General features: G+C 69.0%; 10 protein-coding genes. 7 read left to right on the plus strand and 3 right to left on the minus strand.

Annotation, left to right across the window (positions count from 1 at the left end; all coding sequences use genetic code 11):
* The first annotated feature begins 1 nt into the window (after nt 1).
* A complete protein-coding gene (locus ACKI2N_RS08370) occupies nt 2-1,210 on the plus strand; it encodes an MFS transporter (protein ID WP_420993759.1) in 1,209 nt (402 codons plus the stop codon).
* A 4-nt stretch (nt 1,211-1,214) separates the two neighbouring features.
* Here ACKI2N_RS08370 and ACKI2N_RS08375 read toward each other — a convergent pair whose 3' ends face one another.
* Both ACKI2N_RS08375 and ACKI2N_RS08380 read right to left on the minus strand, forming a co-directional pair.
* A complete protein-coding gene (locus ACKI2N_RS08375) occupies nt 1,215-2,324 on the minus strand; it encodes an NAD(P)/FAD-dependent oxidoreductase (protein ID WP_420993760.1) in 1,110 nt (369 codons plus the stop codon).
* A 102-nt stretch (nt 2,325-2,426) separates the two neighbouring features.
* Nucleotides 2,427-3,131, minus strand: coding sequence for a FadR/GntR family transcriptional regulator (locus ACKI2N_RS08380; protein WP_420993761.1), 705 nt, complete (start codon nt 3,129-3,131; stop codon nt 2,427-2,429).
* Nucleotides 3,132-3,426: 295 nt separating this feature from the next.
* On the opposite strand from ACKI2N_RS08380, the gene ACKI2N_RS08385 reads away from it, so the two are divergent.
* The gene (locus tag ACKI2N_RS08385) at nt 3,427-4,332 is read left to right on the plus strand and encodes a flagellar brake protein (protein ID WP_420993762.1); all 906 of its coding nucleotides are present in this window, start codon (nt 3,427-3,429) and stop codon (nt 4,330-4,332) included.
* 124 nt (nt 4,333-4,456) lie between these two features.
* Here the strand turns inward: ACKI2N_RS08385 and ACKI2N_RS08390 are convergent, their stop codons facing one another.
* Nucleotides 4,457-6,136, minus strand: coding sequence for a 4Fe-4S dicluster domain-containing protein (locus tag ACKI2N_RS08390; RefSeq protein ID WP_420993763.1), 1,680 nt, complete (start codon nt 6,134-6,136; stop codon nt 4,457-4,459).
* 367 nt (nt 6,137-6,503) lie between these two features.
* On the opposite strand from ACKI2N_RS08390, the gene ACKI2N_RS08395 reads away from it, so the two are divergent.
* The 5 genes from ACKI2N_RS08395 (at nt 6,504) to ACKI2N_RS08415 (ending at nt 11,596) form a co-directional block, all read left to right on the plus strand.
* Nucleotides 6,504-7,289: an SDR family oxidoreductase gene (locus ACKI2N_RS08395; protein WP_426990748.1), complete on the plus strand. Its 786-nt coding sequence runs from the start codon at nt 6,504-6,506 to the stop codon at nt 7,287-7,289.
* A gap of 287 nt (nt 7,290-7,576) precedes the next feature.
* Nucleotides 7,577-8,200 (plus strand): TRAP transporter small permease, encoded by a 624-nt coding sequence (locus ACKI2N_RS08400; protein WP_420993764.1) that lies wholly within the window; start codon nt 7,577-7,579, stop codon nt 8,198-8,200.
* Nucleotides 8,197-9,501: a TRAP transporter large permease gene (locus tag ACKI2N_RS08405; protein WP_420993765.1), complete on the plus strand. Its 1,305-nt coding sequence runs from the start codon at nt 8,197-8,199 to the stop codon at nt 9,499-9,501. The genes ACKI2N_RS08400 and ACKI2N_RS08405 overlap by 4 nt, the downstream gene beginning before the upstream one ends.
* A gap of 100 nt (nt 9,502-9,601) precedes the next feature.
* A complete protein-coding gene (locus ACKI2N_RS08410; protein ID WP_420993766.1) occupies nt 9,602-10,630 on the plus strand; it encodes a DctP family TRAP transporter solute-binding subunit in 1,029 nt (342 codons plus the stop codon).
* 258 nt (nt 10,631-10,888) lie between these two features.
* Nucleotides 10,889-11,596, plus strand: a complete 708-nt coding sequence (locus ACKI2N_RS08415) for a DUF2968 domain-containing protein (RefSeq protein WP_420993767.1) — start codon at nt 10,889-10,891, stop codon at nt 11,594-11,596.
* Nucleotides 11,597-11,860: the final 264 nt, after the last annotated feature.

Here is an 11,860-nt window from a genome sequence, read left to right on the forward strand (position 1 = left end):
GTTGGCGCGGGTCCAGCCGCAGGCCGGCGTCCTGCCGGCCGGGCGCCTCTCCGAGACGCGCTTCGGCCTGTTCTATCTCGGCTACTACGGTTATGTCGGCGTCATCTCGCCTTATGTAAGCCTGTTCTTCGCCGGGCGCGGCTTCAACCCGGTGCAGATCGGCGTGCTGATGGCCTGCTTCCAGGTCAGCCGCATCGTCGGGCCGTACTTCTGGGGCTGGCTGTCGGACGTGATGCATACCCGGGTGCGCCTGCTGCGCCTGGCCGGCGTGACCGCCTTGCTCGCCTTCCTGGCGGTGCCGGGCATCACCAGCTACGGCGGCATGATGGCGATGATGATCGGGCTCAACCTGATCACCAGCGCCATGTCGCCGCTGGGCGACGCGCTCACCATCTCCACGCTGCGCCGCTACGGCGCCTTCGACCATCGCTACGGGCGCATCCGCATGTTCGGCTCGGCCGGCTTCATCGCCGCCGTGCTGCTGGGCGGCGCGCTGTTCGAGCGGCTCGGCATGGAAGCCTTCCCGTGGCTGGCCAGCGCCATGCTGGCCCTGTTCCTGGTGGTGGTGTTCGGCCTGCGCGACGCGTCCGAGGAAGGCCCGCGCGTGAAGCCGCCGCCGGCCTTGCCGCTGCTGCGGCGCGCCGACGTGCGCTGGTTCCTCGCCTCGGCCTTCCTGATGATGTTCGCGCACGCCGCGCTGTATGTGTTCTATTCGCTCTACCTGGAGCAGCTCGGCTACAGCAAGTTCGCCATCGGGGTGATGTGGACCATCGGCGTGGTGGCCGAGATCGTGTTCTTCTTCTACCAGGGCCGCCTGTTCGGCGCGGTGCCGCTGCGCGCCATCCTGGCCGGCACCTTCGTGCTGGCGGCGCTGCGTTTCGGCCTGACCGGCTACCTGGCGCAGCTGGCGTGGCTGATGGCGCTGGTGCAGGTGCTGCACGCGGCCACCTTCGGCGCGCATCACAGCGCCAGCCTCAAGCGGCTGCAGCGCTGGTTCGCCGGCCCGCTGCAGGGCCGCGGCCAGGCGCTCTACACCGGCATTTCCTACGGGCTGGGCGGCACGCTGGGCGGGCTGGCGATGGGCTGGACCTGGAAGGCGCTGGGGCCGGCCCACACCTTCGGGCTGGCCGCGCTGGCCGCGGCCACCGGCGCCGTGTGCGCGCTGATGACGTTCCGCGCCGAAGCCGCGCAGGCCGGGGCGGCCGGCTAGGTCTTCAGACCAGCCCGGCCACGCGCTCGGCCAGCGCCAGCGAGGAGGTCAGCCCCGGCGACTCGATGCCGAACAGGTTGACCAGTCCCGGCACGCCGTGCGTGGCCGGGCCGTCGATGCGGAAGTCGGCCGCGGCCTCGCGCGGCCCGCTGATCTTGGGGCGGATGCCGGCGTAGCCGGGCTGCAGCGCGCCATCGGCCAGCGCGGGCCAGTAGCGGCGCACTTCGTCGTAGAAGCTGTCGGCGTCGGACGGGTCCACGCCATATTCGATCTCGTCGATCCAGCGCACGTTGGGCCCGAAGCGCGCCTGGCCACCGAGGTCGATGGTCAGGTGGACGCCCAGGCCGGCGGCCTCGGGCACCGGGTAGATCAGGCGCGAGAAGGGCGCGCGCCCGGCCAGCGTGAAATAGCAGCCCTTGGCGTAGTACTGCGGCGGGATGTGCGCGGCGGGCATGCCTTCGATGCGGCGCGCCAGCGCCGGCGCCGTGAGGCCGGCGGAATTGATCACCGTGCGGGCCAGCAGCGTGGTGCCGTCCACGGTGCCGTCGGCGGCGCCGACCTCCAGGCGGATGCCCTCGGGCGTGACCGCGCCGCCGGCCACCGGCGACTGCACCGCCAGCATGGCGCCGGCGTTCTCCGCGTCGCCCAGCAGCGCCAGCATCAGGCCGTGGCTGTCGACGATGCCGGTGGACGGCGAGAGCAGGGCGGCATGGCATTGCAGGTTCGGTTCGAGCGCCTGCGCCTCGGCCTGGCCGATCAGTTGCAGGTCGTGCACGCCGTTGGCGGCGGCCTTGGCGCGGATGCCTTCCAGCGTGGCGACCTGGGCCGGCGAGGTGGCCACGATCAGCTTGCCGCAGCGCTGGTGATTGACGTGATGGCTGGCGCAGTAGTCGTACAGCATGGCCCTGCCGCGCACGCACATCTCGGCCTTGAGCGAGCCGGCCGGGTAGTAGATGCCGGCATGGATGACTTCGCTGTTGCGCGCGCTGGTGATAGTGCCGAAGGCATTCTCGGCCTCCAGCACGATCACTTCGCGGCCCTGCAGGGCCAGCGCCCTTGCCACCGCCAGGCCCACCACGCCCGCGCCGATCACCACGCAATCCACCTTTTCCATCGTCTTCCTCGTTCTGTGTTCTGTGTTCTGTGTCTGGCTGGTGCCGCCGCGGCTTGCATGCGCGGCGGCGAAATTCCCGTCGCTTCGGTTTGAAACGACGTCTCAGGGCAGGTCCGGTTCCAGCCCCATGCGCCTGGCCGCGGCCGCAAGGTGGCGGCGCGCGGCTTGCCGCGCCGCGCCGGCGTGTCCGGCGGCGATGGCCTCGACCAGCGCCGCGTGCTCGCCGTCGGCGCCGCGCGAGCCGCCGCGCAAGCGCGCCGCGTTTTCCCAGGCGGTCTGCCGCGCCGCCAGCAAGTGCTGGCCGACGAAGTCGGTCAGGCCGGTGAAGCAGGGGTTGTGCGCGGCCTGGGCGATGGCATGGTGGAAGGCCACGTCGGCCGCGGCGGCGCCGGGGAAGTCCTGCGCCTGCGCGCGCATGGCGGCCAGCGCCGCGCGGATCGCCAGCAGGTCGTCCTCGGTGCGGCGCAGCGCGGCCATCTCGGCGCAGGCGCTTTCCACCACCATGCGCAGCTCGAACAGCTGCGCCAGCGTCGGGCCGCCCTGCGGGGCGGTCGGCATGCGCCAGACCTGCCCGCCCGGCATGTCCGAGACATAGGCGCCGGAGCCCTTGCGGGTCACCAGCACGCCGTCCGCCTTCAACTGCGCGATGGCTTCGCGCACGATCGGCCGGCTCACGCCGAAGGTCTCGCCGAGCGCGGCCTCGGCCGGCAGGCGGGCGCCGGCGGCAAAGCGCCCGGCGGCGATATCGGCGCGCAGGGCATCGGCGATGCGGGTCGCGAGCGAGTCGGGGCGGCTGAGAATGGTCATCTTTATCTGTAAGGCTGTCAGACAGCTTTGCGGCATTTTCGCGGGAAAGCGGAGCGCCGTCAAGACGGGCGGCGGCGGCCATGCAAGCCGGCGCTCAAGGTTTTCCGGGAGCGGCCGATAGCAAGTCAGATGAGATGCGCTATTCACCCGGGGTATCGTGGCTGCGCGTCCGGCGAGCCCGGGCAGCCATGCCATGTGCCGGGCGCCGCGCCAGGTGGCGGCTTGCGGACCTATGTGCCGCCGGGCCGCCGTTGGATCCACCGTGCCCGCAGGCGGGCCGCTACCGCTGCTTCCCATGATTGCACTCACTCCTGACGATCTCCCGGTTGGCCAGCCCTTGCCCTGGTCCTTGCTGGACGAAAGCGGAAACCTCGTGCTCGGCAGCGGCAGCGTGATCCCCGCGGACCGCGACGTCGCGCTGGTATTCCGCCACGGCGCCGTGTGCCGGCCCGACAGCGAGCCGGGGGACGCCGCCGGGAACGAACGCCAGGCCAGCGCCGGGCCGTTCGGCCTGCAGGTCGGCACGCTGCTGCAGATCAAGACCCAGGGCCATGTCGGGCGCGCGGCGGCCAGCCGGCTGATCGGCTTCGTCGACCAGGGCATGTTCGTGACCTGGCCCCAGCTCGGCGGCAAGGAACTGCAACTGCAGGCGGGCGAGACGGTGCTGCTGCGCGGCTTCTCCGGGCACGCCATCCTCAGCTTCGAAAGCACCGTGACCGCGGTGTGCCGCAGCCCGTTCCGCTACCTGGTGCTGTCCGCGCCGGCGCAGATGCAGCAGTTGCCGGTGCGCAAGGCGACCCGCGTGCCGACCCGGCTGGCGGCCTACCTGGTCGATCCCGCCGCCGGCGATGCGGCCGCCCAGGCGCCCGGCGCGGGCGCGGACGCGCCGCGCCGGGGCCAGCCCTCGCGCCTGGTCATGCTGACGGACCTGAGCACCGGCGGCGCCCAGGTCGAGACCGCGGACACCGTGCCCGCGCCCGGCACGCCGGTGCGCCTGTGTTTCCACCTGCATACCGCCGCGCTGGACAGCGAGATCATGGTCGACGGCGTGGCGCGCAGCGCGACGCCGATTTCCGCGGCATCCGGCTTCCCGGTGTTCGGCGTGGCGTTCGACGTGCTGGGCGAGCGCGAACTGACGCTGCTGCAGTGCTATATCTACGAGCAGTTGCTGACCAGCGCCAGCATGCCGGTGTCGGGCTGAGCGGCGCAGCGGTCCGCCGGCGACGGCGGACCGGTCCGTGCGGATCTGCGCTTGCGCCAAAGAAAAACGGCACCGGATCGCGGTGCCGTTTTCACGTCCCGACCCGCGGGGGCCGAGGCCAGGCTTACATGCCCACGTAGTTAGGCCCGCCGCCGCCTTCCGGCGTCACCCACACGATGTTCTGGGTGGGGTCCTTGATGTCGCAGGTCTTGCAGTGCACGCAGTTCTGCGCGTTGATCTGCAGGCGTTCCTTGCCGTCGTCGTTCTTGACGAACTCGTACACGCCGGCCGGACAGTAGCGGCTCTCGGGGCCGGCGTACTTGTCCCAGTTGACGCTGACCGGCACGCTGGCGTCCTTGAGCGTCAGGTGGGCCGGCTGGTTTTCCTCGTGGTTGGTGTTGCTGATGAACACCGAGGACAGGCGGTCGAAGGTCAGCTTGCCATCCGGCTTCGGATAGGCGATCTGCCGGCATTCGGCGGCCGGCTTGAGGTAGACGTGGTCCGGCTTGGTGCGGTGGATGGTCCAGGGCGGGTTGCGGATGCCGAGCTTGGGCAGCAGCCATTGCTCGATGCCGGTCATCAGCGTGGCGGTGGTGCGACCCTTCTTGAACCACTGCTTGAAGTTCTTGGCCTGCAGCAGTTCCTTGTACAGCCAGCTGTTCTCGAACGCGACCGGGTAAGCCGTCAGTTCATCGTTCTGGCGGCCGGCCTGCAGCGCGTCGTAGGCGGCTTCGGCGGCCATCATGCCGGTCTTGATGGCGGCGTGGCTGCCCTTGATGCGCGAGGCGTTCAGGTAGCCGGCATCGCAGCCGACCAGCGCGCCGCCCGGGAACACGGTCTTGGGCAGCGACAGCAGGCCGCCGGCGGTGATGGCGCGCGCGCCGTAGCCGATGCGCTTGCCGCCTTCGAAGTATTTGCGGATTTCCGGATGCGTCTTGAAGCGCTGGAATTCCTCGAACGGCGACAGCCAGGGATTGGTGTAGTCCAGGCCCACCACGAAGCCCACCGCCACCTTGTTGTCTTCCATGTGGTAGAGGAAGGAGCCGCCGTAGGTGGCCGGGTCCAGCGGCCAGCCCGCGGTGTGCACCACCAGGCCGGGCTGGTGCCTGGCGGGGTCGATCTCCCACAGTTCCTTCAGGCCGATGCCGTAGCTTTGGGGGTCCTTGCCGTCGTCGAGCTGGTACTTCGCGATGAGCTGCTTGCCGAGGTGGCCGCGCGCGCCTTCGGCGAAGATGGTGTACTTGGCGTGGAGCTCCATGCCGAGCTGGAAGTTCTCGGTAGGCTCGCCTTCCTTGTCGATGCCCATGTTGCCGGTGGCCACGCCCTTGACCGAACCGTCTTCGTCGTAGAGCACTTCGGCGGCCGGGAAGCCGGGGAAGATCTCGACGCCGAGCGCTTCGGCCTGCTGCCCGAGCCAGCGCACGAAGTTCGACAGGCTGAGGATGTAGTTGCCGTGGTTCTGGAAGCAGTCGGGCAGCAGCGGGGCGCCCTTGGCGCCGTTCTCGTCGAGGAACAGGAACTTGTCCTCGGTCACGGGCTGGGTCAGCGGCGCGCCCAGTTCCTTCCAGTTGGGGAACAGTTCGTCGAGCGCGCGCGGGTCCATGATGGCGCCGGACAGGATATGCGCGCCGGGCTCGGAGCCCTTTTCCAGCACGCATACGTTGACGTCGTTGCCTTTCTCCTGGGCGAGCTGCTTCAGGCGGATGGCGGTTGCCAGGCCGGCGGGGCCGCCGCCGACGATGACAACGTCGTATTCCATGGCCTCGCGGGGGCCGTATTGCTCCAGGAGCTGCTGCTGATTCATTGTCTCTAACCCTCTATTCTTGGCAACTTGCGCGCAATTGTGGGAAATGCGTGGTTCTGTGATTCGGGGAATGCGGTGCCCGGGCCAGGCAAGCTGCGGCGAAAAGCGGCGGGAAAGCGGGCGAAGCGGCGGCGATGCGCGCGATTGCGGCGGCCTGCGCGTTTTTCCTCTTTCCCTTTGTGGCCCGAGTTCTTAGAATCTCCGGCATTGTCCGGGACTCGCCATGGTCAGGCAAGACATTTTTTGGAACGACCGTTCTTTTTTTTGATATGCTGCCTTCCGTTTTACCCAGGCAGTTTTCGCTAGGAGCGCCCGCCGGCGCGGACCATGGCAGACGGCGGCCGGGGCTCCGAACATAGAGGTCATTATGGGTTTGTCGATCAATCTGGAAGGCAAGGTCGCGCTGGTCACGGGCGCTTCGAGCGGTCTGGGCACGCGCTTTGCCCACGTGCTGGCGGCCGCCGGCGCCAAGGTGATACTGGCGTCGCGGCGCACCGAGCGGCTCAAGGAGCTGCGCGCCGCGATCGAGGCCGACGGCGGCAGCGCCCACGTGGTGCGGCTCGACGTGACCGATCCCGACAGCATCCGCGCCGCGGTGGCGCATGCCGAGACCGAGGCCGGCGCGATCGATATCCTGGTCAACAACTCGGGCGTTTCCACCACGCAGAAACTGACCGACGTGACGCCGGACGATTTCGATTTCGTCTTCGACACCAACACGCGCGGCGCCTTCTTCGTGGCGCAGGAAGTGGCCAAGCGCATGATCGCGCGCGCCAAGGGCTCGGAGAAGAACGGCAATCCGCTGCCGCAGTCGCGCATCGTCAACATCGCCTCGGTGGCCGGGCTCAAGGTGCTGTCGCAGATCGGCGTGTACTGCATGAGCAAGGCGTCGGTGGTGCACATGACCAAGGCCATGGCGCTGGAATGGGCGCGCCACGGCATCAATGTCAATGCGATCTGCCCGGGTTACATCGACACCGACATCAACCACCATCACTGGGATACCGATGCCGGCCAGAAGCTGATCCAGATGCTGCCGCGCAAGCGCGTGGGCAAGCCGGAGGATCTCGACGGCCTGCTGCTGCTGCTGGCGTCCGACCAGTCGCAGTTCATCAATGGGGCGGTGATCACCGCCGACGACGGCATGGTGTGAGCGGCGGCGGGCGCTTCTCGCCCGCCGCCGGCAAGCCGGTCCCGCGCCGCGCCACAAGCGCGCACGGGGCACGCGTTTCCCCGGCGCCCAGGGCTGATCCGGTTCCCTTGGGCGCGGGACGCGGATGGCCCGGCACCTGCCGGTCGAGCCGGGCAGGCGTAAAAATTCCCCCGTGGTGCGCAGACTTGGCATAATCCGCCATGTCTTGAGATTAAGTCTTTACATAATTCAAAAGAAAATCCGCAAGCGGCCGGCGTGCCGAGCGGACCGGACCGGAGGCCGGGGAGATGCAAGCAGACCAGGAGGGGCGGCGCGATGCCGGCCCGCAACACGCCGCGGCCGTGCCCGGCGAGGCTGGCGCCAGCCAGCTGGTGGAGAACGTGGATAGCGCGGACAGCGGTTTCAGGGTGTCGCCGCGCATCGAGGACTGGATCGGCGTGATCGTCATGGTGCTGCTGGTGTGCATCACGTTCGCCAATGTGGTGGTGCGCTATTTCACCGACGAATCGTTTGCCTGGACCGAGGAGTTCTCGGTCTTCCTGATGATCGTGCTGGCCCTGGTGGCCGGCAGCGCGGCGGTGGCGCGCGACCGCAATATCCGCATCGAGTTTTTCTTCGAGCGCGGCAGCGAGGCCCGGCGGCGGCGCCTTGCCTTGTTCTCGGCGCTGATGGTGGCGGTGATGTTCATCGCGCTGGCGGTGCTGGGCGCGCGCGTGGCGTGGGACGAGTACACCTTCGGCGAGACCTCGCCGGGCATCGGCATCCCGAGCTGGTGGTATTCGGTGTGGCTGCCGGTGCTGTCGGCGGGCATCGCGCTGCGGGCGTTCGGCGTGGCGGCGCGCAACCTGCGCGCGCTCAAGGCGCTGCATGCGCAGCGCACGGGCGCGGCCAAGACGGGGTCCGCGCGATGACATTGATTGCCATTACCCTGTTCGTGGTGTTCCTCGGGCTGATGATGCTCGGGGTGCCGATCGGCGTGTCGCTGGGCCTGGGCGGCCTGGTGGCGATCGGCCTGTCCAACCTGGACACGCAGATGTTCGGCCTGCTGGCCGTGCCGCAGAATTTCTACGCCGGCCTGGCCAAGTATCCCTTGCTGGCGATCCCGATGTTCGTGCTGGTCGGCTCGATCTTCGACCGCTCCGGCGTGGCGCAGCGGCTGGTCACCTTTGCCATCGCCATCGTCGGGCGCGGGCCCGGCATGCTGCCGCTGGTGGCCATCCTGGTGGCCATGTTCCTGGGCGGCATCTCCGGCTCCGGCCCGGCCAACGCGGCCGCGGTGGGCGGCGTGATGATCGCGGCGATGTCGCGCGCCGGCTATCCGGGCGCGTACAGCGCGGCCGTGGTCGGCGCGGCGGCGGCCACCGACATCCTGATCCCGCCCTCGGTGGCCTTCATCATCTACAGCGTGCTGGTGCCCGGCGCGTCGGTGCCGGCGCTGTTCGCCGCCGGCATGATCCCCGGCATCCTGGCCGGCGTGGCGCTGATCGTGCCGGCGGTGTGGCTGGCGCGCAAGCACAAGATGGGCGCCATCGAAGCCGCGCTGCCGCGCCCGCCGTTCTGGAAGAGCCTGCGCGAGGCGGCCTGGGGGCTGGTGGCGCCGTTCCTGATCCTGGGCGGCATGCGCGCGGGCTGGTTCACGCCGACCGAAGCGGCCGTGGTGGCGGTGGTGTACGGCCTGTTCGTCGGCATGGTGGTCTACCGCAGCATCGGCATGCGCGACCTGTTCGTGATCTTCCAGGAAGCGGCGGAAACCTCCGCGGTGATCCTGCTGGTGGTGGCGCTGGCCGGCATCTTTGCCTATGCGCTGTCCACGCTCGGCGTGATCGACCCGCTGGCCAATGCCATCGCGCATTCGGGCCTGGGCGAGTACGGCGTGCTGGCGCTGATCGTGGCCTTGCTGATGACGGTGGGCATGTTCCTCGACGGCATCTCGATCTTCCTGATCTTCGTGCCGCTGCTGCTGCCGATCGCCAATGCGTTCCACTGGAACCCGGTGTGGTTCGGCGTGGTGCTCACGCTCAAGGTGGCGCTGGGGCAGTTCACGCCGCCGCTGGCGGTGAACCTGATGGTGTCGTGCCGGATCGCGCGCGTGCGCATGGAAGAAACCGTGCCCTGGGTGGTCTGGATGCTGCTGGCGATGTTCGTCGCCATGCTGATGGTGCTGGCTTATCCGCCGCTGGCCACCTGGCTGCCGGACCGGCTCGGCTACTGACCCGAACCGGCCCGGGCCGGAATCCGGCGGGAGAGGGCGGTCTTGTCCTTTGCCGCCGGGCATGGAAAAACACACAACACATCCTGAGAGGAGAGAACCGATGAAACGTCGTGCCCTGATGCTGTCGCTGGCCGCCACCATCGCCGCTGCCGCCCTTGCGCCGGCCGGCGCCATGGCGCAGAGCTACAAGCCCGAATACAAGATGTCGCTGGTGCTCGGCCCCGCGTTCCCGTGGGGCAAGGGCGGCGAGATCTGGGCCGACCTGGTGAAGCAGCGCACCAACGGCCGCATCAATATCAAGCTGTATCCCGGCACCTCGCTGGTGGCGGGCGACCAGACCCGGGAATTCTCGGCGATCCGCCAGGGCGTGATCGACATGGCGGTGGGCTCGACCATCAACTGGTCGCCCCAGGTCAAGGAACTGAACCTGTTCTCGCTGCCGTTCCTGATGCCCGACTACAAGGCGCTGGACGCGCTCACCCAGGGCGAGGTCGGCAAGTCGATCTTCACGACGCTGGACAAGGCCGGCGTGGTGCCGCTGGCCTGGGGCGAGAACGGCTTTCGCGAGGTGTCCAACTCCAAGCGCGAGATCCGCAAGCCGGAAGACCTCAAGGGCATGAAGCTGCGCGTGGTGGGCTCGCCGCTGTACATCGAGACCTTCAATGCGCTGGGCGCCAATCCGACCCAGATGAGCTGGGCCGACGCGCAGCCCGCCATGGCCTCGGGCGCGGTGGACGGGCAGGAGAACCCGCAATCGGTGTTCGCCGCCGCCAAGCTCTACACGGTGGGCCAGAAGTTCGTCACCACCTGGGGCTACGTGGCCGATCCGCTGATCTTCGTGGTCAACAAGCAGGTCTGGGAAAGCTGGACCCCCGCCGACCGCGAGATCGTCAGGCAGGCCGCCATCGACGCCGGCAAGCAGGAAACCGCGCTGGCCCGCAAGGGACTGGTCGAGGCCGGCGCCCCGGCCTGGAAGGACATGGAGACCCACGGCGTGAAGGTGACCCAGCTGACGCCGGCCGAGCACGATGCCTTCCGCAAGGCGACCGCCAAGGTCTACGACAAGTGGAAGAAGCAGATCGGCGCCGACCTGGTGACCAAGGCCGAGGCCTCGATCGCCAAGCGCTGACGGGCGCGCGCCGCGGCGGCGGCGCGGTTTACTCCCCTTTTGTTGCATGATTGATACCGCAACTGCTATCAAGGGTGACAAAACGCGACCGTTAATAGGCATGCCAAGGCATGCTTGTTACAATCCGCCGTTGGCCGTGTGCGCATGGCGTATCATCGCGGCCGCGGCGGCGCCTGGCAATTCGAGACGCCGCCGTGGCTTTGCCGCCATGGTTTGCCGATAACCCGAACCCTCGCCCTCTGTCCCAGCCGGAACGCTATGTTGAACAATTCCCGCCGCGCCCCTTTGCTTGCCTGCCTGATCGGCCTGATGTCGTCGCTGTCCGCCGCCGGCGTACTGGCGGCCGCCGATCCAGTGCCGACGGCGGCGGCGCCGGCGCCGCTGAGCGCGGGTCCGGCCCCGGCCGGCGTCCCGCAGGCGTCGCCCGCCTCGCTGGGGCTGGTGTCCGAGCTGCAGCAACGCCTGCGCGACCGCACCGTGCGCGAGCTGCGCACCAGCTACAACGGCGACTACGGCACCACGCTGATGCTGGCCGACGACCAGGTGGTCTGCTACGTGGCGCTGTTCTACCAGAAGAACCTGTGGCGCGTGTTCCGCTTCGAATCGATCGGCCCGGCCGAGCAGGCCTACCGCCAGGTGACCCGGCAAAGCGCCATCTGGGCCGGCGACGATATCCGGCGCCAGGTGCTGGCCTCGCAGAAGCGCGCGTATGACAAGGCGCTGCAGGACACCGAGGCGCGCGCCAACGCGCTCAACGAAGACCTGCGCGTGATGCAGGCCCAGCGCACCCGCATCGCCGAGGAGCAGCAGGCCGCGCATGCCGAAGTGCAGAGCGCCGAGGTCGAAAGCCGCGCTTCGCGCATCCGCCTGGACCAGCTGCAGCAGCAGATCCGCCGCATGGAGTCCTCGCTGGCCGATTCCGGCCTGGCCACGCCCGCGCAGGGCAGCCGCCAGCCGCGCCGCTGAGCGGCCGAGCCTTCCCGGGTGCCGGCGGCAAGGGCCGCCGGCTGTCCGGCGCGGCCCCGGTGGGCTTGCCGGGGCCGTGTGCTGTGCGCGCGCATGTGCCTTTCCCACCCGCCTGATCCCCCCGAATCCTCTTCCGTTCGCACCCGCGCTGCCCGTTGCCGGCCGCGTTTGCCGATTTTTCCCAGGCCAGAATCCGTTCCGTCCGAGCCGCGCGCCGCCGCCGCGGGCCTATGATCCTGCGCTGACCGGTTGCGCCCGGACGGG

The sequence above is a fragment of the Cupriavidus sp. 30B13 genome (assembly GCF_049059565.2).
GTDB lineage: Bacteria > Pseudomonadota > Gammaproteobacteria > Burkholderiales > Burkholderiaceae > Cupriavidus.